The organism is Ruegeria sp. N10, from assembly GCF_056531545.1.
Genome location: NZ_JBQFLY010000004.1, coordinates 108,720 through 132,461 on the forward strand (window position 1 = coordinate 108,720; position 23,742 = coordinate 132,461).

The window sequence follows — 23,742 nt, forward strand, 5'->3', positions numbered from 1 at the left end:
GAAACGCGCGGGCTTTGCCATTCAAGGCTGGCGTATGGTCCAATTGCAAAAGCAAAAAGGCCGGGGGCAAACCCCGGCCTTGCTTGTGAACCTTCCAGTGTGATCAGCCTACGGCACGCTCGTCGTCGGGGCGAAAACCGATCAGGTTGGACGCCGCGAAACGCCCGCCTCCAGCTTTCTCGATTTTACCATCGCGCAGCAACTGCCCAAAAGAACGCAGGCTTTCTTCGCGATTGAACTCGTCCTGTTTCAGCGAACGCACCTTGTTCATCAGCTGCGGGCGCGAAAACTGCTCCTGACCTTCGATGAAGGACAGATAGGCGGCAGCCGCTTCCAGAAGATCAGGCAGCGATTGCGCACCCTGTTCCTGTGCAAACTGTGCAAAACCGCCTTCCTCTGATCCGGTTGCTTCCTGGTCTGTAGTGACGCGACGTGGCAAGACCGGACTTGCGGATGTTCCGTGTTCATCCACGCGCTGCTCGGCCACCAGCTTGAGTGGCGCCGGAGCTTCCGGTGCCGGACGCATGCTGGTTACCTTGATTTCGGGTCGCCGTGGGCTGACCACGGATGCCAGATCGCCGCGGTATTCCCGGTCGGCCGCCTCTTTCGAGCGCGCCTGACCGTCGCGGTCGGCTTCGGTGGCTGCGACGGCGGTGCGCAGGTGCGAATAGGTTTCGCGCGCATCGCTGCTGCTGGGGTCATCCATATGCTCGCCGGTCTTTGCCATCAGGCGCGACATATCCTGATCGGGATCCGCATCGTCAGCCAGTTTTTGGCTCGAACGACCGGACAGGTGCTGTTCGATCTCGGAAATTTCGGTCAACAGGTGCATTTCGTCTTCTGCCGTCAATACACCCTGCGTCAGGTCTTCCTCGACCGGTTCATCGTCGGATTCAATTGCTACGTCTTCAACGTTGAGGATGTTGGGGGCATCTTCTTCGTCGAAATCGTCTTCGGCAACGTCTTCAAGATCAGCGAACAAAGGCTCGGCAGCGGACTGATCCGCCACCGGCGCGTCTTCGATTTCGTCGATATGCAGGGGCTGGGGGGTCAGGGGCGCCTGCAAGTCAACGGTTTCTTCGATCTGAGTTTCAGCACCTTCGGGGATCAGCGCTTCTGCTGTCTCAGCCGCTTGCGGTTCTTCAGCTTCCTGATCCTGCAACTCATCAATCGCAGGTGCCGCGGGCTCTTCGGTTTCCTGGGATTCAGGCTCTGTGGGTTCGGCAAAGTCTTCTGCGCTGAGCGCACCGGCCTCAAACGCAGCGGCCACAGCATCTACCGGGGGGGCGGTATTGGCCAGCAGCGGCGACTCTTCGTCTTCGGAATACTCGGCAGCGGGCACGTCGGAATGAGAGACGACCGCGCGAATGCGTTGCAGTTTCGCCGCGATGCTGTCAGCAGCCGGTGGCGGGGTGTCCGCGACAGGTTCCGCTTCGGCGAACCCGGTCTGCGCGGGGGCCGGTTGCGGCTGAACATGAGTGGGAGTATCGGCAGCCTTGATAGCGGCCGTGTGCGGGGCCGGTTCTTCAGCAGCGACAGGAGTTTCGGTGGTCTGAGTGGCGCGCAGCAACAGGCCGGATTCGTTCTGACGGGCTTCGACGCGCTGTGATGCATCGCGCCGGGCGATGCGGGTCAGCATTTCGGCATCCGGTTGCGGGGGTTCCGAGCCGAAGTAACGGTCATCCGCTGCGAGATCGCGGAAATACTCGGCGATGGCTTTCATCGTTTCAAAGGAATCATCAAATCCTTCCAAAGTGCAGGAGAAGGTTCCATATGAAACGGTTAATACCTTGTTATTCTGTACCATCAGACGCACGTCCTTTACAAACTACGAGAGCCCACTTACCCGGAATCGGGAGCACACGAAGGCTCTGAACTTTATGCATGAACCTATCATTTTGTGGTCTTAATGTGTCCAAATCCGGGAAAAATGGCCAATCTTAGGAAAATCAAGCCAATTGTACGCTCTGCCGATCCAATTGGGTTGTTCGGAGGGGGATTTATCGGATATGGAGACCTGAATCTGGTGCTGAATCGCGTCAATTCGGTCGTTGCCGCCGATGGCGGAGCGGACGTTTTGACAGAATCAGGCCGGATTCCCGATGCGGTGATTGGTGACTTCGATTCGCTGAGCCAAGCGACGCAAGCAAAAATTCCCGCGGATCGCCTGTTTGCCATCCGCGAACAGGACAGTACCGATTTCGACAAGGCTCTGCGCAATCTGCACGCTCCGCTGGTTCTGGGGGCAGGGTTTCTTGGCGGGCGGCTTGATCATCAACTGGCCGTTCTGAATGTTCTGGTCCGACGGCAGGATCAGGCCTGCATATTGCTGGGCGAACGTGAGTTGGTTTTTCACGCACCGCCAGAGATCAAGCTGCCGGTTGCGCCCGGCGATGTGGTCTCGCTGTTTCCGATGCAGTCAGTGACGGGGCGTAGTACCGGGCTGGAATGGCCGATTGACGATCTGGCCTTTCGGCCGGACGGGCAGGTGGGAACGTCCAACCGCGCACTGGCACCTGTCGAGCTGAAGATGGATGGGCCGGGCTTGCTGGTGATGATCCCGCGCGCTGCACTCGATCCGCTTATGCAGGTGTTTCTGTCGGGGCAGACCGGGCGCTGGCCCGCTCGCGCAGAATGACGTACAGGCCTGCGGCAATGGTAATGACGATGCCAACTGCAGCCAATCCGTCGGGCAGGTCGCTGAAGATCACCCATCCGATCAGGGTTGCAACCGGGATTTCCAGATATTGCATCGGGGCCAGTGTAGCAGAGGGCGCATAGCGCAGCGACCAAGTCATCAGCAGATGGGCGACCGTACCCAACACCCCGATCGCAATCAGCAGCCAGTTCAGGTCGCTGGACGGCAGGGTCATCGAGAGCTCTTGAATGTTCATTTGCGTGCCAATCAGAAGGATCGGAGCCAGAAGGACTGTCGCAAATACGCCGGACACGGCTTGCAACGACACCGGGTCGGTCTCTTTCGCGACTTGCCGGGTGACCAGCATGAACAAGGCAAAAACCACGGCAACGATCAGTGGCAGCAACGCAGGTGCGCCCACCTCTGCAAAGCTGGGTTGAATAACCAGCAACGTGCCAATGAACCCGACGATGCAGGCGGCAAGACGGCGGGAACCGACCTCTTCCTCCAGAACATATTTGCCCAGCAGCAGCATGATGAATGGCATGACGAAGGCAATTGCAACGGCATCCGCCAAAGGCAGGAATTGCAGCGCGCTGAACATGGCCGAAATGCCGATGATATGCAGCAGGGTCCGTAGCAGGGTCAGCCGCAGGATGCGTCCGCGCATCCGCCAGGGCCGCCCCGTCACCGCAACCAGAGGGATCAGGATCACCGCTTGCACCGCGAAACGGACCATGACCAGCAGACCCAGCGGTGTGGTCTCGCCCAACAGCTTCGCCATCGCATCCCCCAAGGGCGCGAGCACGCAAAAACCAAGCATCAAGAAGATGCCAAAGACGGGTCTGTCCTGAGTCATGAGCGCGACGCTAACTGTTTCGCGACGCAGAGGGAAGCGCTGTTGTCAGCGGTCGGGCAGGGGCTGAACCTTGGTGTAATCCGGCCCGTTGCAGGTGGGCAGACCATCCTCCAATTTCAGCCATTTCAGCTTTTCTTCATGCGCGACATGCAACGTTGGTTCCAGCGTGTCAGGAGCGTCCAGCGTCGCGACATATAGGTGCACCACATCCGACATGGCGGTTGACCGGAAGGACATCGGCGTGCCGCAATGCGGGCAGAAGCTGCGCTCGACACCAGGAGAGGAGTTAAAGCGCTTGGGCTCTTCACCGATCCACCGCCAATGACCATCGCGAACTCCGAAATACGTTGTCATCGGCGCTGCGCATTGGCGGCGGCAACTGTCGCAATGGCAGGTGACGCATGAAAGTACCGGAGGGTCGACCTCGAACCGGATCTTGCCGCACAGACAATGCCCACGCATGTCGCCCCTCGCTTTCTGTTTCAGCAGTTCGGTACGTTCACAGCCAGACCACCCAGCGAGGTTTCCTTGTATTTCTCATGCATGTCATGGCCGGTTTGGCGCATCGTCTCGATCACCGCGTCCAGCGGCACGAAATGCTGACCGTCCCCGCGCAAGGCCAGCGAGGCGGCTGAAACTGCTTTGATAGCGCCTAACCCGTTTCGTTCGATACAAGGAACCTGAACCAGCCCGGCAACGGGGTCGCAGGTCATGCCCAGATGATGCTCCAGCGCAATCTCGGCGGCATTTTCCACCTGTTCGGGGGTTCCGCCCATCACCGCGCAAAGCCCGGCTGCCGCCATGGCAGCGGCGCTGCCAACTTCGGCCTGACATCCCGCTTCGGCACCCGAGATTGAGGCGTTGTACTTCACCAACCCGCCAATGGCCGCTGCGGTCAGCAGGAAATCCTCGATATGGCTTTCGGACGCGCCCGGTACGTGATCCAGATAATAGCGCAGAACAGCGGGCAGAACACCTGCGGCCCCGTTGGTGGGCGCAGTGACAACTTGCCCGCCCGCCGCGTTTTCCTCGTTGACCGCCATGGCATAGACGCTCATCCAGTCGTTGATCGTGTGCGGCGCGGTCAGGTTCATGCCGCGCTCGGCCATCAGCGCATCATAGATGCCTTTCGCGCGGCGGCGCACTTTCAGGCCGCCCGGAAGGATGCCGTCAGTGGTCAAGCCACGTTCGATACAGGCGTTCATGACGTCCCACAAACGGGCCGATCCTTTCGCGAAACTGTCGGCGCAGCCCCGCGCGATCTCGTTTGCGCGCTTCATCCCGGCTATGGTCTTGCCACTGGATTTGGCCATCTCAAGCATTTCTGCGGCGGATTTGAACGGGAACGGGACCGGGTCGCCTTCATCGGTGTCTTTCCCCTCGGCCAGTTCTTCCTCGGTCAGGACAAAGCCGCCGCCGATCGAATAATACACCTGCCGCAGGATCACATCGCCCTGTGCGTCGGTGGCCATCAGGATCATCCCGTTAGCGTGCCCGGGCAAATTGTTGTCGTAGTCAAAGATCAGATCCGCCTTGGGATCGAAATGAAGCGTCGGCAGGCCTTCGGGCGTGACGGTGTGCGTGCGTGCGATATCGGCCAGCGCGGCCTCGGCCTTTTCGTTGTCATAGGTGTCGGGAACAAAGCCCGCCAGACCCAGAATGGTCGCCCGATCGGTCGCGTGGCCGACGCCGGTGAAGGCCAGCGAGCCGTGCAGTGAACCTTTCAGACCCGTAAATTCAAAGGGGGACGCGCGCATCATGTCCAGAAAGCGCGCCGCAGCCACCATCGGGCCCATTGTGTGAGATGAAGACGGGCCAATGCCCACTTTGAACATATCGAAGACAGATAGGAACATATCAGATAGCCGAGCCTTCCGGGGGATTAGCGTAAGTAGGGGATGTGAAGGGTGTAACGCCCAAACCTTCCGCAGCGATTGCCGAACGGGTGGCGGGGCATGTCTCAAGGTGCAGAAGCACTTTCTGCATATGCGGCGTGTCGGCCAGTTGATACCAGCTGCGGTCAGTACTTACAGGGTACAGGGCCATCCAGCGCATCATGCAGGCGACATAATAGGTCAGAACCGATGGGACACCTGCGCGAAACCACTCAGGCCCGCGTTGCGCCAGCGCATCCAGCAACCGCAGGTGCTGCAGCAACCGGGGTCGGATGCCCGCGCGCAGCGTGTCGGCCTGTGAGGCGTCTATGTATTTTTCAGCGTAGAACAGGATGCGCAGATCCGCATGCAACGTGTTGGACGCGAAGAACAGCCATTTCAGAAATCCGGCGCGTTCAGGATCATCCACCGCCGGGGCCAGTTGACCATGGCGCTCTGTCAGCCAAAGCAGGATCGCCGCAGTTTCAAAGATCGGGCCCTGCGGCGTTTCCAGAACCGGGATCAGCCCGTTGGGATTAAGCGACCGATACGCGTCGCTGTCCTGCTCGTTCTGGCGGCGGTCCACCAGCACGGTTTCATAAGCCACGCCCATCTCGTCCAGCGCCAGCCGGATCACCAGCGAGGCGTTGTCAGGGGCATAATGCAGGCGGTACGGGGTCAACATGCGCGCAACTTACAGCGCAAAGATGTGGGTGTAAGACATGATTGCGACTTTTCCGACAGGAAACGCGTAGTCCTGAGACATCTTAACACCTGTCGGATCGCAAAATGGGGTCGCAGTCGTCTGACGCATTCCCTATAACTCCGTCAGAATAAACTGGGAAAGCTGCCATGACCAGAGATCTGTCGCCAATCGACACCGCGAAATATGTTGCCGCGTACCGTGCCGCCGACATGGTTGAAGACGGGATGCGCGTGGGCCTTGGCACAGGATCGACAGCCGCCTGGCTGGTGCGCCGTCTGGGTGAACGGGTGCGCGAAGACGGACTGCGGATCAAGGGTGTTCCAACCTCGACCCGCACGGCGCAGCTTGCCCGCGAGGTTGGTATCGACGTCATTTCACTGGATCAGGCCGGTTGGCTGGACATGACCATCGACGGCGCGGATGAGTTCGATCAGGACCTGAACCTGATCAAGGGTGGTGGCGGTGCGCATCTGCAGGAAAAGATTGTGGCCACGGCCAGCGACCAGATGATCGTCATCGCCGATGCAGGCAAAGAAGTTGAAACTCTGGGGGCCTTTCCGCTGCCTGTCGAGGTCATTCCCTTTGGCTGGCAGACAACACGCACATTGATCGAGGAAGCTCTGGATACGATGGATGTGCTTGGGACATCCTCGGCGCTGCGCATGAATGGCGAGGCCCCGTTTGTGACGGATGAGGGCAACCACATCCTTGACCTGCACCTCAAGCGCATCGGCAACCCGCGCCAGATGGCGCTGATCCTGAACCAGGTGCCCGGTGTTGTGGAAAATGGCCTGTTCATCGACATCTGCGACAAGGTCGTGATCGGCCATGGCGATGGCCGGGTCGAGCTGCGGGATATCAACGCGGGTACGGTCGCAATGGATCAGCTGCTCAGCGGATCGCGCGATAACCTGTTTTCCGATTTTTCGGACTGAGTATCGTGCAGGTCCCTCCGGCAAGTGGCTATGAAAGTTCGAATTTTCCACGCCGGGGGTTGGCACAGGGTTTTTTACGCCCAGATATCCAGAGAATTTTGCAAGTTGAACGAAGGAACCCGGCATGAGCTTTGACTATGATCTTTTTGTCATCGGTGGAGGTTCGGGCGGGGTCCGCGCGGCGCGTGTTGCGGCGGGTGAAACCGGCGCCAAGGTCGCGCTGGCCGAAGAAGACCGGTATGGCGGCACCTGTGTGATCCGGGGCTGCGTGCCAAAGAAGCTGATGGTCTTTGCCAGCGAATACTCGGGCATGGTCGGGGATGCGCAGGCCTATGGCTGGGACATTCAGCCCGGCGCGTTCATCTGGAACACTTTCCACGGCAAGCTGGTGGCCGAGCTTGATCGGTTGGAAGGGATATATCGCAATATCCTGAAGAACAACGGCGTCGAAAGCTTTGACCAGCGTGCGCGCCTTGTGGATGCCCACACGGTCGAGCTGACCGATGGAACCCGCAAAACCGCCAAACACATTCTGATCGCCACTGGCGGTCGCCCGGTTGTTCCGGATTTTCCGGGCTCGGAACTGGCGATTACGTCGAACGAGATATTCCATCTGGGTAAGCTGCCAGAAAGCATCCTGATCGTAGGGGGCGGTTATATCGCCTGTGAATTTGCCGGGATCATGAACGGGCTGGGGGTCAGGACGACTCAATTTTATCGCGGCGCACAGATCCTTCGGGGTTTTGATGACGAGGCGCGTGGACTGATCAGCGAAGAAATGTGCCAGAACGGCATCGACCTGCATCTGGGCACCAATGTGCTTGAGATGAAAAAGCAAGGCGACAAGATCTGGGTCAAGGCCACCAACGGCTCCGAGCAGAGTTTTGATGTGGTGATGTATGCCACGGGCCGTGCGCCGAATGCCGATAACCTTGGGTTGGAGGCTTTGGGCGTTGAACGCGGTCGTAAGGGCGAGATCATCGTGGATGAATACAGCCAGACCGCCGTTCCCTCGATCTTTGCCATTGGCGATGTGACCGATCGGATGAACCTGACCCCGGTCGCGATCCGCGAGGGGATGGCCTTTGTGGAAACCGTGTTCAAAGGCAATCCGACACCGGTAGATCACGAATTGATCCCGACTGCGATCTTCACTCAGCCCGAGATGGGAACTGTCGGCCTCAGCGAAGAAGAGGCAGCAGAACAGGAACCGATCGAGGTCTATGCCACATCTTTCAAGCCGATGCAGAAATCTTTTGCTGGCGGCACGCAGCGGGTACTGATGAAACTCATCGTCTCTCAGGCCACGCGCAAGGTGCTGGGTTGCCATATTGTCGCCCCCGGTGCCGGCGAGATGATCCAGCTGGCGGGAATCGCCGTAAAGATGGGCGCGACCAAGGAAGATTTTGACCGCACGGTTGCAGTTCACCCGGTCATGGCCGAAGAACTGGTGACAATGCGGCAACCTGTGCGCACGGCTTGATTTGCAAGCGCGCGCACACAGGTTACAAGGGAACCCGTGATCACACGGTCCAAAACGAAGGAAAAGATACATATGGCGGGCAACAGCGGCGGCCCCTGGGGGGGCGGAGGCTCATCCGGTGGCGGAGGAAATCAGGGTAACAACGGGAACGGGCGCAAGCCTCCCGAAAGCGATGGCCCGCATATTCCCGAGATCGATGAACTGATGAAAAAAGGCCAGGAACAGCTGCGCGTCCTCATGGGCGGCCGTGGCGGCGGTGGCCGTGGCGGTAGCGGTGGTCAGGGCGGTGGCGGTCCGGCCTTTACCAAGGGCACAGTTGCGATTGGCCTTGTTGCAGCTGCAGTAGTCTGGGGGCTTGCGAGCTTTTATACTGTCAAACCCGAAGAACAGTCTGTCGAACTGTTTCTGGGTGAATTCTCGGCCGTCGGCAATCCGGGCCTGAACTTTGCGCCATGGCCGTTTGTAACCGCCGAGGTTATTCCGGTGACCCGCGAACAGAACGAAGACATGGGTGGCGCGCGTGGTAGCGACGATGGCCTGATGCTGACCGGCGACGAGAATGTGGTCGACATAGATTATCAGGTTGTCTGGAACATCAACGACCCGGCCAAGTACCTGTTTAATCTGCGTGATCCGCGCCAGACGATCCGAGCCGTGTCCGAATCCGCGATGCGTGAGATCATTGCGCAAAGCGAGCTTGCACCGATCCTTAACCGTGATCGCGGCGTAATCGCCGATCGTTTGCAGGTGCTGATTCAGGATACAATGGACAGCTACGATTCGGGTGTGAACATCATTCGCGTCAACTTTGACAAAGCCGACCCGCCACAGGACGTGATCGCCTCCTTCCGCGATGTCCAGGCTGCCGCGCAAGAACGTGACCGGTTGCAGAACGTGGCAGACGCCTATGCCAACCGTGTGCTGGCCGAGGCACGTGGTGAAGCCGCACAGATTCTGGAAGAGGCTGAAGGGTACCGCGCCCAACAAATCAATAGTGCTCAGGGTGAGGCCAGCCGCTTTAGCGCGGTTTTGGAAGAATACTCCAAGGCACCGGACGTGACTCGCAAGCGTCTGTACTTGGAGCGGATGGAACAGATTTTGGGTGACGTCGACAAGATCATTCTAGACCCGAGCTCGAGTGGACAAGGGCAGGGCGTCGTGCCCTACCTGCCACTGAATGAGCTGCGCCGTAGTCCTTCTGGGGAGAGCAACTGATGCGTAAGACGACATTTATTTTGCCGATCGTTTTCATCGCGGTAGTCGGTGTTCTTTCCTCGATTTTCATCGTGGACGAGCGCGAACGTGCTCTGGTTTTACAATTTGGCCGCGTTGTCGCGGTGAAGGAGGAGCCAGGTCTGGCGTTCAAGATACCGGTGATTCAAGAAGTAGTGCGCTATGACAACCGCATCCTGTCCATCGATGTCCACCCGCTGGAAGTTACTCCGCTGGATGATCGTCGTCTGGTGGTTGATGCGTTTGCGCGTTATCGAATTTCTGATCTGGAACAGTTCCGTCAGGCCGTTGGCGTCGGTGGTATCCCGGTGGCCGAGGATCGTCTGGACCGCATTCTGCGTGCTGAAACCCGCGAAGTACTGGGTTCGGTTTCCTCGCGTGACATCCTCAGCTCGGACCGTGCAGCCTTGATGCTGCGCATTCGAAATAGCGCGATTGCCGAAGCGCAGGCGTTAGGCGTCACCGTAATCGACGTGCGCTTGAAAGCGACCGACTTGCCGCAGGCCAACCTTGAGGCCACATTTGACAGGATGAAGGCCGAGCGGGAACGTGAAGCGACAGATGAACGCGCACGTGGTAACGAGGCGGCGCAACGTGTGCGCGCGCAGGCTGACCGGACTGTGGTTGAACTGGTGTCGGATGCGCGCCGTGAGGCTGAGATCACCCGCGGTGAAGCCGACGCCGAACGCAACGCGATCTTTGCCGAAGCTTATAGCGCCGATCCGGAGTTCTTTGAATTTTACCGCTCGTTGACGGCCTATCAGAATGCGCTGCAAGGCGGTAACAGCTCGCTGGTGTTGAGCCCGGATTCCGAATTTTTCAATTACCTGGGTTCACCCACAGGGCGGAGTGTTCCGGCGGCTCCGGTCTCTGAATAATGGGCATGATCCTTCTGGCCTTCGGGCTGGTTCTGATTGTCGAGGGGCTGGCCTATGCGCTGGCCCCTTCGCTTATCGAACGGATGCTGGAGGCGCTGCGCGCCATGCCCGTACAGGCCCGGCGTCTGGCCGGGTTGCTTTGTGTTGTCAGTGGTTTGATCCTGCTCTGGGGGGCATATCAACTGGGCTTTTGACGGGGCGGTTTCACGTGCGGGTGATTTCGCTGCGATCCCGAGTTGCTCACCGGGTTAAACTGACTACATTGGAAACTAAGAAAGGCCGATACAGGCCTTGGCAAGATTGTCGACAAGGAGAGCTCAAGTGCAGGCGAAAGCGAGCAGTTTATCCGTCCGATGGGACGACGTGAGTGTTTGGATGCGGCTAATGTGGCTGGCCTTTGCCGGTACACTGCTTGTGCTGGCGCAGTCGGTTTCCGCTCAGGCCAGAAGCGAAAGCCTTGCGCCCTTGGCGGAAAAGATCAGCCCGGCCGTGGTGAACATCACCACAAGCACCCTGATCGAAGGTCAGACAGGTCCGCAGGGCATCGTGCCCGAGGGGTCTCCGTTCGAGGATTTCTTTCGCGAGTTTCAGGATCGCAACGGCGGCAATGACAACGGCCCGCCCCGACGCAGCAACGCCCTTGGGTCGGGTTTTGTGATCTCAGAGGATGGCTTTATTGTCACCAACAATCACGTCATTGCGGAAGCTGATGAAATCCTCATAGAATTCTTCCCCGGCGACGGGCAGCCCAAAAAAGAACTGGTGGCCAAGGTCATCGGAACCGATGAGAAAACCGATATCGCGCTGCTCAAGGTCGAAGCGTCCGGCCCCTTGAAATACGTGCAATTCGGCGACAGCGACGTGGCGCGTGTGGGTGATTGGGTTATTGCCATGGGCAACCCGCTTGGTCAGGGCTTTTCTGTATCCGCTGGTATCGTATCCGCCCGCAACCGGGCGCTCAGCGGATCTTATGACGACTACATCCAGACGGATGCGGCGATCAACCGGGGCAACTCGGGCGGTCCGTTGTTCAACATGGACGGCGAAGTGATCGGCGTGAACACCGCCATCCTGTCGCCCAACGGTGGCTCGATCGGCATCGGCTTTTCGATGGCGTCGAACGTGGTAGTGAAGGTTGTCGATCAGCTGCGCGAGTTTGGTGAAACCCGGCGCGGCTGGCTGGGTGTCCGCATTCAGGACGTGACCGAGGACATGGCCGAGGCCATGGGGCTGGAAAAGCCCGGCGGCGCGCTGATCAGCGATGTTCCGGAAGGCCCCGCCCAGGAGGCCGGTCTGAAAGCAGGCGACGTGATCATCAGCTTTGACGGTGTCGAGGTCGAAGACACCCGTGGTCTGGTCCGTCAGGTTGGCGAAACAGAAGTCGGCAAAGCTGTCCGGGTCATTGTGCATCGCGATGGCGGCACGCAGACAATTCTGGTCACGCTGGGACGCCGCGAAGACGCAGAAAGCAAAGAAGATGACGAAGAAGAAACGCAAGATGCTCCGGTCGAAGAAAACGCCGATATTCTCGGGCTGACCATCTCCCCGCTCACAGATACGCTGCGCGCGGATATGGGATTGGATGCAGATGCCGAAGGTCTGGTGATTTCGAATGTCGACGAAGCGTCTGAAGCCTACGCGAAAGGGTTGCGCGCGGGTGACCTGATTACGGAAGCGGGTCAGCAAAAGGTGGAAACCATCGCGGATCTGGAGGCCCGAATGGACCAATCGCGAGAGGCTGGGCGGAAATCCCTGCTGCTTTTGGTCCGCAGGGGGGGCGAGCCGCGATTTGTGGCGCTAAGCCTGGAAGAGTGATTAGAAAAGGCCGGGACAAGCGCCTGGCCTTTTTCATTGCCTGAACACCTGAAGAGGCATGCAGAAAGAAAATGAGCCATACGCGGTAATTGCGTATGGCTCAGATACAGGGAGAGATCAGTGGACAGATATCGGGGATGATTCTCTGACCTCCTACGGTAACAACTTCACCTTAGGTCAACGCCGACCTCTTCGTATGTGAACCAGATCACACTGGGTCAGATAAGTTCGGAATCGGCCAGTTCCCGCAAAGCGTCGAAATCCTGAATCAGCAATCCGCCGCGCGAGGATTCGACAATATTGTCGCGTTTCCAGATCGAGATCGTCTTGGAAACGGCCTCGCGTGTGGCCCCGACAAATTCGGCCAGTTCGCTCTGCGACAAGGTGATGCGCTGCGTTGGGTCGTCCTGCAATTCCGACAGATGCAAAAGCTTTCGGGCCAATCGAATGGGCATGGGCAAAAAGACCTGCTCGTTCAGCTGCAACCCCATCCATCGCATGCGCACCCCGGCCAACCGGATCAGATCCACGGCAAGATCAGGCTGTTTTCTGATCTGGTTCATGACGTCATTGCGACGTACGCGCAAAACGCGCGATGGCTCGGCCGCCGCAATAGTCGCCGTGCGCGGGCCGTTGTCAAACAGTGCAATTTCGCCAAAGACTTCGCCAGGGCGCATCAGGGTCAGCGTCAGCTTTCGCCCGCTCATCGCCAGAAAGGACACTTCAAGCGTGCCTTCCAGAATGGCGTAGAGCGAATCGCCTTCATCGCCCTGTTCGAATAGGGTTTCGCCTTGAGCCAGCGAGATGTCGGTCGCCTGCGCCGAAAGCATCTCTCTAAGCCCGTCGGAGGCCTCCGAAAGGAAGCCGCTGGTGGGAAAGGCCGTCATGTATACACCGATCTTGGGTAAGGTGTGAGTGTGGGTGGTGGCACAACTTCCCATAGCTCGGCGGCTAAGCCAAGAATTTTGTTTGTTTTGCAGGTATTGCGACGTCAGGACAGCTATTTCTGTTCCGGGTCGTCCATATAGCGTTGCAGGATGCTGAATTGCAGCATCAGGAAGGCCATCAGCGCGATGGGAAATCCGAAGGTTTCGATTTTGACCCAAAGGTCGGTCGACATGGTGCGCCAGACAAACTCGTTTGCGGCGGCCAGAACGGCGAAACAGGCGCAAAGGCGGCGCGTCAGAATCATCCACCCTTCGTGCTTCATCGGCAGCAATTCATCCAGTACGTAGGCCAGATAAGATTTCTTTTGCAGCAACCCGATGCCAAGGATCAGGGCGAACAGGCCATAGACAAGCGTGGTTTTCATCTTGAAAAACCGCTCGTCATTGAACCATGCGGTCAGGCCACCAAAGAAAATGACCATGAAGGCCGTGAAAATCTGCATCCGGCTAAGCTGGCCGGTCAGGTACCACAGGATACCCATTGCCCCCAGCATCAAAGGGACGAAGATAATCGTGGCGATGATAAAGCCGGAATACTCGGTGCCACCGATCAGAAAGCTGTCATCACGCAAGCGCAGGTAGATGAAGAAGAAGGCCAGCGGCGGGCCAAGTTCCAGCACCTGTTTCAGAAATGGGTTGATATCTTTTTTGCCTGTCATCGGTACGTCCTGCTGCTTACCCGCCCATTTCAACTATTACGGCGCCGAGTGCAATCAATGCCATCAATGCAATGCGTCTTGGGCCAACGGTCTCCTTCAGGACAAGCCAGCCGATCAGCGCCGCAAAGACGGTTGAGGTTTCGCGCAGCACGGCAGCTTCACCGACTTTGTCCAGCCGTGTGGCCAGCATGATCGACCCAAAGGACAAAGGCGCGATGATGCCCCCGGCCAGGCCCCGCAGCATCAGCGGACCGGGTGCAGGGCGATGTGTCATCGCGCGCCATCTGAGGAAGGCGTAGACCGGCATCGCCGCGCCGTCGATCATGAAGAACCAGGCCAGAAATGTGAACGGGTCGGCGGTGGCACGTATGCCATAGGCGTCATAGGTGGTGTAAAGCGCTACAAACAGGCCCGTAATGATCGCCAGGACCAGCGCAATCCCCAGTGTGTCCCGGTTGGTTTCGAGAAACCGGAAATTATAGGCGGCCAGGCCAAATATCCCGGCCAGCAGGGTTGCGACGCCCAGCCACTGCACGGTCGAGAATGTTTCACCGAACAGGAGATAGGCACCAATGACCGTAAACAGCGGGCCTGTCCCGCGCACGACGGGATAGACGACCGTGTAGGACCCCTTGGTGTACGCCGCGGCCTGCAGCGTCTTGTAGGCAATGTGGATCAGCCAGACGAGGGCGAAGATCGGCCACATATGTGGTTCAGGCCAAGGCACCACGAAAAAGGCAAACGGGGCGGCCATCAGGCCATAGCTGGCGTCAATGGCGCCGCGGGACAGCCATGGATCATGGCGGCCTTTCTGCAGCGCCCCGAACGCGGCGTGCAGGAAGGCAGCCATCAACGCCAGTGCCAGCGCCAGCTGGTGACCGGCTTCGGTGCCTTCAAGTGAGATCAGCCAGTCGCTCAAATACGCAAACCTTTTGCCGGGCGGAAAGGGGTGGGGGCTGTCTGCCCCCACACCCCCGAGGATATTCAGGGCCAGATGAAGTGGCGGATCAGCCCTTGTCGAGCCCGGTCAGGGCGGCGGCGAAGTCTTCGGGGTCGAAGGGGGCAAGGTCATCAATCTGCTCTCCCACCCCGATTGCATGGATCGGCAGGCCGAACTTGTCGGCCAGAGCGACCAGCACGCCGCCCTTGGCGGTTCCGTCCAGCTTGGTCATGATCAGGCCCGAGACATCGGCCAGCTTGCGAAAGGTCTCCACCTGGCTCAGCGCGTTCTGGCCTGTGGTAGCATCGAGGACCAGCAAGGTGTTGTGCGGTGCGGTCTCGTCAACCTTGCGGATGACGCGGACGATCTTGGCCAACTCCTCCATCAGGTCGGTGCGGTTTTGCAGGCGTCCGGCGGTGTCGATCATCAGCAGATCCGCGCCTTCGGCCTGAGCACGGGTCAGCGCGTCAAAGGCGAGGCTGGCGGGGTCCGAGCCCTCGGGCGCGGCCAGAACCGGAACCCCGGCGCGGTCGCCCCAGACTTGCAGCTGTTCGACGGCCGCAGCACGAAAGGTATCACCGGCGGCGATGACGACTTTTTTGCCAGCCTGCTTGAACTGGCTGGCCAGTTTGCCGATGGTCGTGGTCTTGCCCGAGCCGTTGACGCCGACGACTAGCACCACTTGCGGGCGTTTGGGGTAAATCGGCAGTGGCTTGGCCACGGGCTCCATCACACGGGACACTTCCTGCGCCAAAAGCTGTTTGATTTCCCGGGTCGAGAGTTTGCGCCCAAAGCGCCCCTCGGCCATGTTCGAGGTGACACGGAGGGCGGTGTCGACGCCCATGTCAGAAGCGATCAGCAGCTCTTCGAGCTGCTCGAGCATGTCGTCATCCAGCGTGCGGCGCATTTCAGTGGCGGCGCCGCCGCGGCTGAACAGGCGGTTCAGGATGCCTTTGGATTCGGGAATTTCCGGCGGTGGGGCAATGGGCTTGGGGTCTGCCGGGGCGGGGGCAGGTTGTTCAGCCGGTTGCGGAGCCGGTTCAGGGGCCGGAATTTCCGGGACCGGTTGCGGCTCGGGCTCAGGTTCGGGGAGGACTGGGTCGGGTGCGGCGATTTCCTCGCCACCATCCTCGACGATGGCGTCCAGCCCCTGTTCGAGGCGGGATGAGGATTTGAACAGTTTGTCCTTTAGCTTTGAGAAAAACGCCATATTTGGTCTCCGCAGGTGTTCCTTTCACCTAATGCGGATTTGCGGCAGTTGCAAAGGGTCACGCAAAAGCGAAGACGAAACCAAATTGCGCCCCCCAATAGAGCGGCCAGATCAGATAGGGAGTCAGCTTGTGGGCGGGATGGTTCGCAGGCAGCAGGAACTTTTCCGTAGCAAGGATCAGATCAGACGCGATGAAGGCGATTGCAGCCGGGAATGCCCATCGCAAGGCACCTGTCTGGGGCAGCGCCAGCACGGTGATCCCCATGCCAAGGATGATCGGGATATAGGCCAGAACAGGGCCTTTCAGGTCTCCGGCGCGGGGGGCAAGCAGGGTGGCCATGACAATGCCCAGAATGACCAGAGACCACACGATCGCGGGGGCATCCCAGATCAGGCTGGCGGAGCTGGCAGGATGCGACAGGAACAGGGCGATATAGGCCAGATGCCCGGCGGCAAAAGCAGCAATGCCGGCCATGAACGTGGCATCCGTTTCACGCGACAACAGCGCGTCCCCGGTTGCGCACAGGGCAAGTGCAACGGCGAGCATCCATGGGCTGCCCTGCAGAACCGCAATGACTGCCAGCGCGGCGACCGAGGTGGTTTTCAGCACAGTGCGCAAGGAACTGGCTGGTCGGGCCGTCAGGGGCAGGTATCCCAATGCGCAGCCAAGGGCGATCCAGAAGAGAAAGGTTGTCATGTCACCTCACCGCGGTTTTCGAATACCATCATCCCGAGTGGGGCAAATAATCAAGCGCTTACGTGGAGTTAAGCGTGTTTCCCCAACCCCTGGCCAAAGGGTGAATGGCGTCCCCGGATCGCATCTGACACAATGGGCATATGTTCCGAGCGCTGATGATTCTCGCCTGCTTTGTCACGCCGCCCGCTGCGGCCCAGACCCCTTTGTCCGGCCCCGAATTCGACACCTATACGCAGGGCAAGACCCTGTTTTACGGGTTCGAAGGGCAGGTTTACGGGGTCGAACGCTATTTGCCCAACCGCCGCGTGATCTGGTCTTTTCTGGATGGCGATTGCAAGGAAGGTGTATGGTATCAGCAGGAAGAACAGATTTGTTTCATCTATGAAGACCGGTTTGATCCGCAATGCTGGGTCTTTACACGATCCGGCGGTGGCCTTGTCGCGCAGTTTGAAGGCGACCCGCAGGCGACCGAGCTGTACGAGGCGGAAGATATCGGGGAAGAAATGGTGTGTTATGGCCCCGACGTCGGGGTTTGACTAGGTCACCCGAAGCTCATCATAGCTGAGCATGACATGCTCCTGATATGCAGGTCTTTCTGTCAGCTTATCGTAATAGCGCCGCAGGTTGGGCAGGACCGCGCGGGATATGCCGATGTCGTAATAGCGATAAAGGATATGTCCCAGCTGAATATCGGCCAGCGTCAGATCGGGCCCGCACAGGTAGGTGTTTTCTGACAGTCGGGTATCGGCAAGTGCCAGTTTTCTATCCAGCGCGGCAACAGCCTGTTCAATCGCGTGTTGGTCCTGCTGCGCCGGGGCCGTCCGCACAACCTGCCAGAACACGGGCACTGTGAAACCCATCGCAACGTTGATCTTGGCCCATTCCGCCCATTTGTCGACTTCGGCCTGCTGGACCGGGTCGCGTGGCCAGAAGGCATTCCCGCCATAGGCATTCGCCAGATAGCGCAGGATTGCGCCGGTCTCCCACAGCGGTGGGTGATTGTCATCCTGTAGTACTGGGATGGTGCCGTTCGGGTTCAGCTTGCGAAAGGCATCGGTGTCCAGCCCGCCGAACCTGTGCCCTGCATCGTGGCGATGAAAGCGCAGATCCAGCTCTCCGACGCACCACATCAGGGCCTGAACATTCGATGACGTTTTGCGGCCCCAGATTGTCAGCATGGTTTAGAACAACGATCCCTGATCTGGTGCATCCGGTTTGGATTTCCGGTTGGGCTGCTTTGCGGCTGTCCCAGTGCCAAGGATGCCATCGGCGAATTCGATGTCCAGCGCTGTATGTTTTGCGGCCTCGGCTTTGGTCGTGATGACATTCCCATCTGCGCGGACCACGGCATATCCGCGTTCCAGCGTCGCCCTGTAGCTGAGCGTTTCGCGCAGGCGGTCAGTGGCCTCAAGCTGATGTTTCAGACGATCCAGCCGCGTGGTCTGCGCCGCGTTCATCCGATCAGCAAGCCGGGCAAGGTTTTGCGCGTGCTGGCCGATCTCGCGTTGAAACGGGCGCAGGGACAGGCGCGAAGACAGGTTGCGCAATGATTCCTGCCGGGCCGAGACCAGAGTGCGCAGAGTTGACGGGCGCAGATGGGCCGACAGTTCCACCACTTGCAGGCGACGGTTTTGCACTCCTCGTGTCAAAGCCGGGGTCAAGCGATCCGCAATCAAATCAAGGCGTTGCCGGGGGGAGTTCAACAGGCTGTCCGGGCGCGGCAGGGCGCGGGACAAATCGCGCAGCCTTTGCGAACGGCGCTGCACCGCGTCCGTTGCCGCGCGCGACAGGCGGGCGCCTTGCTCGCCGGTCCAGGCGAGCAGTTCGATGCCGACCGGCACGGCCAGCTCTGCCGCAGCTGTGGGTGTAGGCGCACGGCGGTCCGAAACGAAATCGATCAGGGTCGTGTCGGTTTCATGCCCAACGGCCGAAATCAGCGGTATGTCCGATGCGGCGGCGGCGCGCGCGACACTCTCTTCGTTGAAGCCCCAAAGATCTTCGATCGACCCACCGCCACGGGCCACGATGATCAGGTCAGGACGGGGCAGCGCGCCACCGGGTGTCAACTGGTTGAACCCTTCGATGGCACGGGAAACCTCGGGGGCGCAGTTTGCGCCCTGCACGGCCACGGGCCAGATCAGCACCTTGCGCGGGAATCTGTCCCGAAGCCGGTGCAGAATGTCACGGATCACCGCGCCCGAAGGCGATGTCACAACGCCGATGATCTGCGGCAGATACGGCAGGGGCTTCTTACGCTCGGGCGCAAACAGACCTTCGGCCTCAAGCTGCTTCTTGCGCTTTTCCAGCAAGGCCATAAGCGCGCCCTGACCGGCAACGGCAACTTCATCGACATTCAGGTTGTATTTGGATTGCGCGCCAAAAGCGGTCAGGCGACCGGTGGCGACAACCTCCAGCCCTTCCTCTGGCACGACCGAGAGGCTGGAAACCTGACCTTTCCATGTCGTGCAGGCCAAAACGTTCCGGTCGTCCTTGATGTCGTAGTACAGGTGCCCGGATCGGGCCTTGAACACGCGGCCAACTTCGCCGCGCACGCGGATTCGCCCGAACGCGCCTTCCAGTGTGCGTTTTACCTCGCCCGATACCTCGGAAACCGTGTATTCAGGGGTGTTTTGGCCCGGAATCGGGTCATCAAGCAGGTCGGACATTTCAGCGCCTTGTTTCAAATGCTCACCCAGCTTAGAACGCCGCGCAGGCGAGGCCAAGCAGATCGGAGACGACCCCATGAACATCCTTATTCTCGGCAGCGGCGGGCGCGAACACAGTCTGGCCTGGGCGGTGATGCAAAACCCCAAATGCGACCGTCTGATTGTGGCGCCGGGCAATGCCGGGATCGCTCAGATCGCGGATTGTGCCGCTCTGGATATCGAAAACGGCGGGGCCGTCGTCAGCTTTGCCGAAGAAAACGCGATTGATTTCGTGATTGTCGGCCCCGAGGCTCCCTTGGCAGCAGGAGTGGCGGATCGCCTGCGCGAAGCCGGGGTGCTGGTTTTCGGACCGTCTGCCGAAGCGGCCCGGCTGGAAGCCTCGAAAAGCTTTACCAAGGAAATCTGCGACGCGGCACATGCCCCCACCGCCGCTTATGCGCGGTTCACCGCGCCCGAACCCGCCAAGGCTTATATCCGCGAACAGGGCGCGCCCATCGTGGTCAAGGCCGATGGTCTGGCCGCCGGCAAGGGCGTGATCGTGGCCATGGACGAAGACACGGCGCTTGACGCCATTGACGACATGTTCGGAGGTGCCTTTGGTGGCGCGGGGGCCGAGGTCGTGATCGAAGAGTTTATGGACGGCGAAGAAGCGTCTTTGTTTGTTCTGTGCGATGGCCAAGACATCCTGTCCATCGGTACGGCACAAGACCACAAGCGGGTGGGCGAAGGGGATACCGGCCTGAACACCGGGGGGATGGGTGCCTATTCTCCGGCGCCGGTTCTGAGCGCGGAAGTTGAAGCGCGCGCGATGGAAGAAATCGTGCGGCCCACCATTGCCGAAATGAAGCGCCGGGGCACACCGTTTCAGGGAATTCTCTATGCGGGGCTGATGATCAAGGACGGCCAGCCGCGCCTTGTGGAATACAACGTCCGTTTCGGGGACCCGGAATGTCAGGTCCTGATGATGCGTCTGGGCGCGCAGGCGATGGACCTGTTGCATGCCACCGCCGAAGGGCGGCTGGGCGAGATGCGGGTCAACTGGGCTGATGATCACGCGATGACGGTCGTGATGGCGGCCAAAGGTTATCCGGGAACCTACGAGAAGGGCACGGTCATCAAAGGATTGGACGGCTTGCCCGAGGACAGCAGCAATATGGTGTTTCATGCCGGCACTAGCGAGGCTGCGGGGCAGGTGCAGGCTGTCGGCGGGCGCGTTCTGAACGTGACCGCGCGCGGAAAAACGCTGCAAGAGGCGCGCGACCGGGCGTATCAGATGGTTGATGCCGTGGATTGGCCCGAAGGGTTCTATCGCAGCGATATCGGCTGGCGCGCTTTGGAGGGATGATCGGGCAGGGGGCTTTGCCCCCTCGGCCTTGCGGCCTCCCGGCGCTGCGCGCGTTCGCGGTCGAAATCGTCCACTGGACGATTTCCTTTCAACCGCTCACCCCCAGGATATTATTGGCCAGATGAAGAAGCGGATCAGCAATTCAGGGCTGATGTGAGACTGTCGCGGTGTTTGAGCGGGCCCAGGTCCGTCAGATGCCAGCCATCCTGATAAAAAACACGGATGATCTGCGACCAGTCGGCGCTGGCAAGGATCATCTCAGGGAGTTCACCACAGCTCCTCAGGCCGCCGGAAATGAAATCCTCACCGATCTTGTGGTTGGTCAGGCCGGGCAGAGCGGCGATTTCGGTCAGGCCGCCATCTTTGAAGCGCCAGATGCGCAGGGTTTTGGCCAGGTGGGGGCGGTCGATATAGGCGATTTCGATATTGCCGTCACCGTCCAGATCAGCAGCACCGACCGGGGCGAGCCAGCGGAAACGTGCGCCGATATGAGGTGTGGCCGCGATTTTTTCGCCAGCGGCGTTGTAGATCGCAAGCTGAGCGCCTGTTGTGTCCTGCGTTTCAACGACAATTGCTTCAACCGCGCCGTCCCTGTCGATGTCTGCCAGACGCGGCGCGAGGTCTTCGAATACACGGTCCTGTGGCAGGCGAACCGTTACGACTGTGTCATTGACCACAAGTTCCAGCGCGCCGTATTCGATGTTGTCGCCCAAAACACCATGCGCGTATCGCGTGGTTGGTTCCGTGAAGCGAGCGTCGGTGATGGTGTCCGCCGGGACTGCGATTGGCAGCGCGCACCACATGCCAAAAGGGAGCAAAGCGCTGCGCACCCGACATTGCCACAGGCGGGCGGGTTGACGCGGCGCTTTGGACAGCATCAGATCTGCTTTTCGGGCATCTGGACAATCAGACCGTCCAGCGCGTCGGTCACCTTGATCTGGCAGGTCAGGCGCGAGCGGGCCGGGTCGGGCTCATAGGCGAAATCCAGCATATCCTCTTCCATGTCGTCCTTGGCCGGGATCTTCTCGACCCAGTCGGGGTGGACATAGACATGGCAGGTCGAGCAGGCGCAGGCACCGCCGCAATCGGCCTCGATGCCGGGAATATTGTTGTCTCGGGCCCCTTCCATGACAGTCAGTCCGTTGGCGACCTCGACAGTGTGCTCGGTACCGCCATGCTCGACATAGGTGATCTTTGCCATTGCGTGCGTCTTCCTTTTGCGATGTTCGAAACCTTCCTTAGTGAAGGGAGTTAGGTGTTTCCAGCCTCATTTGCGACTCCTTGCGCCGTGTCTGGACTTTCCTGTATTTTGTTCTATTTTTGTTCTTATGTTTACTGCCCCTTTTCACCGCGCGATTTCAAACCGGGACTGGCCGCGACCGCCGTCCTGTCTGCCCTCCGCCCAGCTGGAGGCTCCGCCCGAAGGGGCGCGTGTGGCCGTGGCCGGGCTGGTGATCCTGCGGCAGCGGCCGGGGACAGCTAAAGGCGTGATCTTTCTGACGCTTGAGGATGAGACCGGGATCGTCAACGTGGTGGTCTGGCGCAAAATCTACGAACGCTTCCGCCGTGCGGTGATCTCGGGGCGGTTGCTGAAGGTGACGGGCCGGATGCAGCGGGCGCATTCGGTGACCCATGTGATCGCGGAAGAGATCGAGGATATCTCGGGCATGCTGGACCTGCTGGTGCAGGGGCAGGGTTAGGCCTGCTGTGCGGATCAATCCGAAATTGTCCGTCGCAGTGCCGCAAACCCGCGCCTGGAGAGCGGGCGATATGTTTTCTTTGTCCCAAATGCGCGACTAAGGCGCTTTTCCGCCACTTGAACGCGGGATGGTCGACTCTTTGGCACCGGGCGCGTAGTGACACGCATCTTTGCGCATCGGCTTGTGTCAAAGCTCGGGCCGGATTGCGCATCACTCAACGTCTTTTCAGAGTCAGTTCGGATGCCCAACGCAACACACCAAGGATCGCTCCAAAATACCGTCTCTCTGGACGAAAGCCGGATTTCCGACCGTCTGGCTGAGCTCTCGGAACTCACGCGTTCAGCGGGATATGTTCATACCGCCCGAATGATCGATGAGGCGTTGAGCGCTTATTCCTTTGAACGCAGGCAGGTTGAGACTGCAAAAAGGCTTCGGTCGGAGTTGCAGCAACTCAAGCGGATGGAGGCGTCGCGCTCGGCGGAGAAAGCGGATCGAAAGCCGCATTTGATCCCGAGCTTTCGGTCCCGTCGGTCGGCAAAACCCGATGGGATGCTTTTCGAAAGGGCAGAGCGTTCTGACGGCGCAGCCCAGAAAGCCGGAGCGAACAAAGGGCAGGCCACATTTGTCCTGACAACCCGGATGCGCGTTGACGGGCGGAACGTTGCAAGGCTGCGCAATGGGCATTGGACGGGCATATCCATGTCTTTCCCCGCGGAACCTGAATTCCAGTTTCGCTGACAGGTCGCCCCACGCCAAGGATTCTCCGCCGGGGGCGTTGCAGGGCCGGATGCAGAGGGCGCATTTGGTAACCCATGCGATCGCGGCAAGGATCGAGGATATGCCGGGGATACAGGATGTGTTGGTGTGGGGGAGAGGGTTAGTCCGCTTAGCGGGACTTTGCTGCCATTGCCATTTCAGGTGTTTGCTAATGCAGCATTCTATTGCAGGTGCGGCACGCTCATCGCTGCGATGCAGCCGATGTCGTCAGAGCGGTCATTCAATGCCAGTCTGAGGCGCGAACTTTGAACCGCCCTTTCGCTGCAACCACGACCGACTAACGAGAAGCGGGAATATACCGTCATTGGCGTTCGTGATCTGAACGGCCGCCTTTTGTCCTTCGCGCCAGCGTCCCGCGGCTTCCAACTTGTCAGATTTGT

25 protein-coding genes are annotated in these 23,742 nt (G+C 59.5%); 11 read left to right on the plus strand and 14 right to left on the minus strand.

Annotated elements, in window-relative coordinates; all coding sequences use genetic code 11:
• Positions 1 to 103: 103 nt before the first annotated feature.
• Positions 104 to 1,807 carry a hypothetical protein gene (locus ACR0JI_RS07900; protein ID WP_480493469.1) on the minus strand — a complete coding sequence of 568 codons (1,704 nt, stop codon included), beginning with the start codon at positions 1,805 to 1,807 and terminating at the stop codon, positions 104 to 106.
• Positions 1,808 to 1,930: 123 nt separating this feature from the next.
• Between ACR0JI_RS07900 and ACR0JI_RS07905 the strand changes: the two genes are divergently transcribed.
• The gene (locus ACR0JI_RS07905) at positions 1,931 to 2,638 is read left to right on the plus strand and encodes a thiamine diphosphokinase (RefSeq protein ID WP_480493467.1); all 708 of its coding nucleotides are present in this window, start codon (positions 1,931 to 1,933) and stop codon (positions 2,636 to 2,638) included.
• Here the strand turns inward: ACR0JI_RS07905 and ACR0JI_RS07910 are convergent.
• The 4 genes from ACR0JI_RS07910 to ACR0JI_RS07925 are packed head-to-tail and all read right to left on the minus strand — an operon-like array spanning position 2,583 to position 6,056.
• A complete protein-coding gene (locus ACR0JI_RS07910) occupies positions 2,583 to 3,497 on the minus strand; it encodes a DMT family transporter (RefSeq protein WP_480476470.1) in 915 nt (304 codons plus the stop codon). The genes ACR0JI_RS07905 and ACR0JI_RS07910 overlap by 56 nt on opposite strands.
• 45 nt (positions 3,498 to 3,542) lie before the next feature.
• Positions 3,543 to 3,959, minus strand: a complete 417-nt coding sequence (locus tag ACR0JI_RS07915) for a GFA family protein (protein ID WP_480493465.1) — start codon at positions 3,957 to 3,959, stop codon at positions 3,543 to 3,545.
• Positions 3,960 to 3,979: 20 nt separating this feature from the next.
• Positions 3,980 to 5,353 carry an L-serine ammonia-lyase gene (locus ACR0JI_RS07920; protein WP_480493463.1) on the minus strand — a complete coding sequence of 458 codons (1,374 nt, stop codon included), beginning with the start codon at positions 5,351 to 5,353 and terminating at the stop codon, positions 3,980 to 3,982.
• Between the two features lies 1 nt (position 5,354).
• Positions 5,355 to 6,056, minus strand: a complete 702-nt coding sequence (locus ACR0JI_RS07925; protein ID WP_480493461.1) for a glutathione S-transferase family protein — start codon at positions 6,054 to 6,056, stop codon at positions 5,355 to 5,357.
• Between the two features lie 167 nt (positions 6,057 to 6,223).
• Between ACR0JI_RS07925 and rpiA the strand changes: the two genes are divergently transcribed.
• The 6 genes from rpiA (at position 6,224) to ACR0JI_RS07955 (ending at position 12,421) form a co-directional block, all read left to right on the plus strand.
• A complete protein-coding gene (gene rpiA, locus ACR0JI_RS07930) occupies positions 6,224 to 7,012 on the plus strand; it encodes a ribose-5-phosphate isomerase RpiA (RefSeq protein WP_480493460.1) in 789 nt (262 codons plus the stop codon).
• Between the two features lie 124 nt (positions 7,013 to 7,136).
• Positions 7,137 to 8,495 carry a glutathione-disulfide reductase gene (gene gor, locus ACR0JI_RS07935; protein WP_480493458.1) on the plus strand — a complete coding sequence of 453 codons (1,359 nt, stop codon included), beginning with the start codon at positions 7,137 to 7,139 and terminating at the stop codon, positions 8,493 to 8,495.
• Positions 8,496 to 8,567: 72 nt separating this feature from the next.
• Positions 8,568 to 9,710, plus strand: a complete 1,143-nt coding sequence (gene hflK / locus ACR0JI_RS07940) for an FtsH protease activity modulator HflK (protein WP_480476480.1) — start codon at positions 8,568 to 8,570, stop codon at positions 9,708 to 9,710.
• Positions 9,710 to 10,606, plus strand: coding sequence for a protease modulator HflC (hflC, locus tag ACR0JI_RS07945; RefSeq protein WP_480476482.1), 897 nt, complete (start codon positions 9,710 to 9,712; stop codon positions 10,604 to 10,606). Before hflK ends, hflC begins: the two co-directional genes overlap by 1 nt.
• Entirely contained in the window at positions 10,606 to 10,800 is a 195-nt protein-coding gene (locus ACR0JI_RS07950; RefSeq protein WP_480476484.1) for a DUF2065 domain-containing protein, read from the plus strand. The genes hflC and ACR0JI_RS07950 overlap by 1 nt, the downstream gene beginning before the upstream one ends.
• A 181-nt stretch (positions 10,801 to 10,981) precedes the next feature.
• Positions 10,982 to 12,421, plus strand: a complete 1,440-nt coding sequence (locus tag ACR0JI_RS07955) for a Do family serine endopeptidase (protein WP_480493563.1) — start codon at positions 10,982 to 10,984, stop codon at positions 12,419 to 12,421.
• 218 nt (positions 12,422 to 12,639) lie between these two features.
• Here the strand turns inward: ACR0JI_RS07955 and ACR0JI_RS07960 are convergent, their stop codons facing one another.
• The 5 genes from ACR0JI_RS07960 to ACR0JI_RS07980 form a co-directional block, all read right to left on the minus strand.
• A complete protein-coding gene (locus ACR0JI_RS07960; protein ID WP_480476488.1) occupies positions 12,640 to 13,308 on the minus strand; it encodes a Crp/Fnr family transcriptional regulator in 669 nt (222 codons plus the stop codon).
• A gap of 113 nt (positions 13,309 to 13,421) precedes the next feature.
• Positions 13,422 to 14,027, minus strand: coding sequence for an inner membrane-spanning protein YciB (locus ACR0JI_RS07965; RefSeq protein WP_480476490.1), 606 nt, complete (start codon positions 14,025 to 14,027; stop codon positions 13,422 to 13,424).
• Positions 14,028 to 14,043: 16 nt separating this feature from the next.
• On the minus strand, positions 14,044 to 14,946 hold the full coding sequence (locus ACR0JI_RS07970; RefSeq protein ID WP_480476492.1) for an EamA family transporter: 903 nt from the start codon (positions 14,944 to 14,946) through the stop codon (positions 14,044 to 14,046).
• Between the two features lie 88 nt (positions 14,947 to 15,034).
• Positions 15,035 to 16,177, minus strand: a complete 1,143-nt coding sequence (ftsY, locus tag ACR0JI_RS07975) for a signal recognition particle-docking protein FtsY (RefSeq protein ID WP_480476494.1) — start codon at positions 16,175 to 16,177, stop codon at positions 15,035 to 15,037.
• A 58-nt stretch (positions 16,178 to 16,235) separates the two neighbouring features.
• Positions 16,236 to 16,874, minus strand: a complete 639-nt coding sequence (locus tag ACR0JI_RS07980; protein ID WP_480476496.1) for a lysoplasmalogenase family protein — start codon at positions 16,872 to 16,874, stop codon at positions 16,236 to 16,238.
• A gap of 155 nt (positions 16,875 to 17,029) precedes the next feature.
• Between ACR0JI_RS07980 and ACR0JI_RS07985 the strand changes: the two genes are divergently transcribed.
• Positions 17,030 to 17,410 carry a hypothetical protein gene (locus ACR0JI_RS07985; RefSeq protein ID WP_480476498.1) on the plus strand — a complete coding sequence of 127 codons (381 nt, stop codon included), beginning with the start codon at positions 17,030 to 17,032 and terminating at the stop codon, positions 17,408 to 17,410.
• On the opposite strand, the gene ACR0JI_RS07990 is transcribed toward ACR0JI_RS07985, so the two are convergent.
• Both ACR0JI_RS07990 and xseA read right to left on the minus strand, forming a co-directional pair.
• Positions 17,411 to 18,052: a glutathione S-transferase family protein gene (locus ACR0JI_RS07990; RefSeq protein ID WP_480476500.1), complete on the minus strand. Its 642-nt coding sequence runs from the start codon at positions 18,050 to 18,052 to the stop codon at positions 17,411 to 17,413.
• Positions 18,053 to 18,055: 3 nt separating this feature from the next.
• Positions 18,056 to 19,540: an exodeoxyribonuclease VII large subunit gene (xseA, locus tag ACR0JI_RS07995; RefSeq protein ID WP_480493455.1), complete on the minus strand. Its 1,485-nt coding sequence runs from the start codon at positions 19,538 to 19,540 to the stop codon at positions 18,056 to 18,058.
• A 76-nt stretch (positions 19,541 to 19,616) separates the two neighbouring features.
• On the opposite strand from xseA, the gene purD reads away from it, so the two are divergent.
• Positions 19,617 to 20,885 carry a phosphoribosylamine--glycine ligase gene (gene purD / locus ACR0JI_RS08000; protein WP_480476504.1) on the plus strand — a complete coding sequence of 423 codons (1,269 nt, stop codon included), beginning with the start codon at positions 19,617 to 19,619 and terminating at the stop codon, positions 20,883 to 20,885.
• A gap of 134 nt (positions 20,886 to 21,019) precedes the next feature.
• On the opposite strand, the gene ACR0JI_RS08005 is transcribed toward purD, so the two are convergent.
• Both ACR0JI_RS08005 and ACR0JI_RS08010 read right to left on the minus strand, forming a co-directional pair.
• Positions 21,020 to 21,763: an FG-GAP repeat domain-containing protein gene (locus ACR0JI_RS08005; RefSeq protein ID WP_480476506.1), complete on the minus strand. Its 744-nt coding sequence runs from the start codon at positions 21,761 to 21,763 to the stop codon at positions 21,020 to 21,022.
• A complete protein-coding gene (locus tag ACR0JI_RS08010) occupies positions 21,763 to 22,086 on the minus strand; it encodes a 2Fe-2S iron-sulfur cluster-binding protein (protein ID WP_209504265.1) in 324 nt (107 codons plus the stop codon). Before ACR0JI_RS08010 ends, ACR0JI_RS08005 begins: the two co-directional genes overlap by 1 nt.
• A gap of 127 nt (positions 22,087 to 22,213) precedes the next feature.
• On the opposite strand from ACR0JI_RS08010, the gene ACR0JI_RS08015 reads away from it, so the two are divergent.
• Both ACR0JI_RS08015 and ACR0JI_RS08020 read left to right on the plus strand, forming a co-directional pair.
• Positions 22,214 to 22,585: an OB-fold nucleic acid binding domain-containing protein gene (locus tag ACR0JI_RS08015; protein WP_480476508.1), complete on the plus strand. Its 372-nt coding sequence runs from the start codon at positions 22,214 to 22,216 to the stop codon at positions 22,583 to 22,585.
• Between the two features lie 240 nt (positions 22,586 to 22,825).
• A complete protein-coding gene (locus ACR0JI_RS08020; protein ID WP_480493454.1) occupies positions 22,826 to 23,323 on the plus strand; it encodes a hypothetical protein in 498 nt (165 codons plus the stop codon).
• The last annotated feature ends 419 nt before the right edge of the window (positions 23,324 to 23,742 follow it).

Coding starts and splice junctions, on each gene's coding strand:
- ACR0JI_RS07900 (WP_480493469.1), bottom strand. CDS start 1,807: ATGGTACAGAATAACAAGGTATTAACCGTTTCATATGGAACCTTCTCC.
- ACR0JI_RS07905 (WP_480493467.1), top strand. CDS start 1,931: ATGGCCAATCTTAGGAAAATCAAGCCAATTGTACGCTCTGCCGATCCA.
- ACR0JI_RS07910 (WP_480476470.1), bottom strand. CDS start 3,497: ATGACTCAGGACAGACCCGTCTTTGGCATCTTCTTGATGCTTGGTTTT.
- ACR0JI_RS07915 (WP_480493465.1), bottom strand. CDS start 3,959: ATGCGTGGGCATTGTCTGTGCGGCAAGATCCGGTTCGAGGTCGACCCT.
- ACR0JI_RS07920 (WP_480493463.1), bottom strand. CDS start 5,353: ATGTTCCTATCTGTCTTCGATATGTTCAAAGTGGGCATTGGCCCGTCT.
- ACR0JI_RS07925 (WP_480493461.1), bottom strand. CDS start 6,056: ATGTTGACCCCGTACCGCCTGCATTATGCCCCTGACAACGCCTCGCTG.
- rpiA (WP_480493460.1), top strand. CDS start 6,224: ATGACCAGAGATCTGTCGCCAATCGACACCGCGAAATATGTTGCCGCG.
- gor (WP_480493458.1), top strand. CDS start 7,137: ATGAGCTTTGACTATGATCTTTTTGTCATCGGTGGAGGTTCGGGCGGG.
- hflK (WP_480476480.1), top strand. CDS start 8,568: ATGGCGGGCAACAGCGGCGGCCCCTGGGGGGGCGGAGGCTCATCCGGT.
- hflC (WP_480476482.1), top strand. CDS start 9,710: ATGCGTAAGACGACATTTATTTTGCCGATCGTTTTCATCGCGGTAGTC.
- ACR0JI_RS07950 (WP_480476484.1), top strand. CDS start 10,606: ATGGGCATGATCCTTCTGGCCTTCGGGCTGGTTCTGATTGTCGAGGGG.
- ACR0JI_RS07955 (WP_480493563.1), top strand. CDS start 10,982: ATGCGGCTAATGTGGCTGGCCTTTGCCGGTACACTGCTTGTGCTGGCG.
- ACR0JI_RS07960 (WP_480476488.1), bottom strand. CDS start 13,308: ATGACGGCCTTTCCCACCAGCGGCTTCCTTTCGGAGGCCTCCGACGGG.
- ACR0JI_RS07965 (WP_480476490.1), bottom strand. CDS start 14,027: ATGACAGGCAAAAAAGATATCAACCCATTTCTGAAACAGGTGCTGGAA.
- ftsY (WP_480476494.1), bottom strand. CDS start 16,177: ATGGCGTTTTTCTCAAAGCTAAAGGACAAACTGTTCAAATCCTCATCC.
- ACR0JI_RS07980 (WP_480476496.1), bottom strand. CDS start 16,874: ATGACAACCTTTCTCTTCTGGATCGCCCTTGGCTGCGCATTGGGATAC.
- ACR0JI_RS07985 (WP_480476498.1), top strand. CDS start 17,030: ATGATTCTCGCCTGCTTTGTCACGCCGCCCGCTGCGGCCCAGACCCCT.
- ACR0JI_RS07990 (WP_480476500.1), bottom strand. CDS start 18,052: ATGCTGACAATCTGGGGCCGCAAAACGTCATCGAATGTTCAGGCCCTG.
- xseA (WP_480493455.1), bottom strand. CDS start 19,540: ATGTCCGACCTGCTTGATGACCCGATTCCGGGCCAAAACACCCCTGAA.
- purD (WP_480476504.1), top strand. CDS start 19,617: ATGAACATCCTTATTCTCGGCAGCGGCGGGCGCGAACACAGTCTGGCC.
- ACR0JI_RS08005 (WP_480476506.1), bottom strand. CDS start 21,763: ATGCTGTCCAAAGCGCCGCGTCAACCCGCCCGCCTGTGGCAATGTCGG.
- ACR0JI_RS08010 (WP_209504265.1), bottom strand. CDS start 22,086: ATGGCAAAGATCACCTATGTCGAGCATGGCGGTACCGAGCACACTGTC.
- ACR0JI_RS08015 (WP_480476508.1), top strand. CDS start 22,214: ATGTTTACTGCCCCTTTTCACCGCGCGATTTCAAACCGGGACTGGCCG.
- ACR0JI_RS08020 (WP_480493454.1), top strand. CDS start 22,826: ATGCCCAACGCAACACACCAAGGATCGCTCCAAAATACCGTCTCTCTG.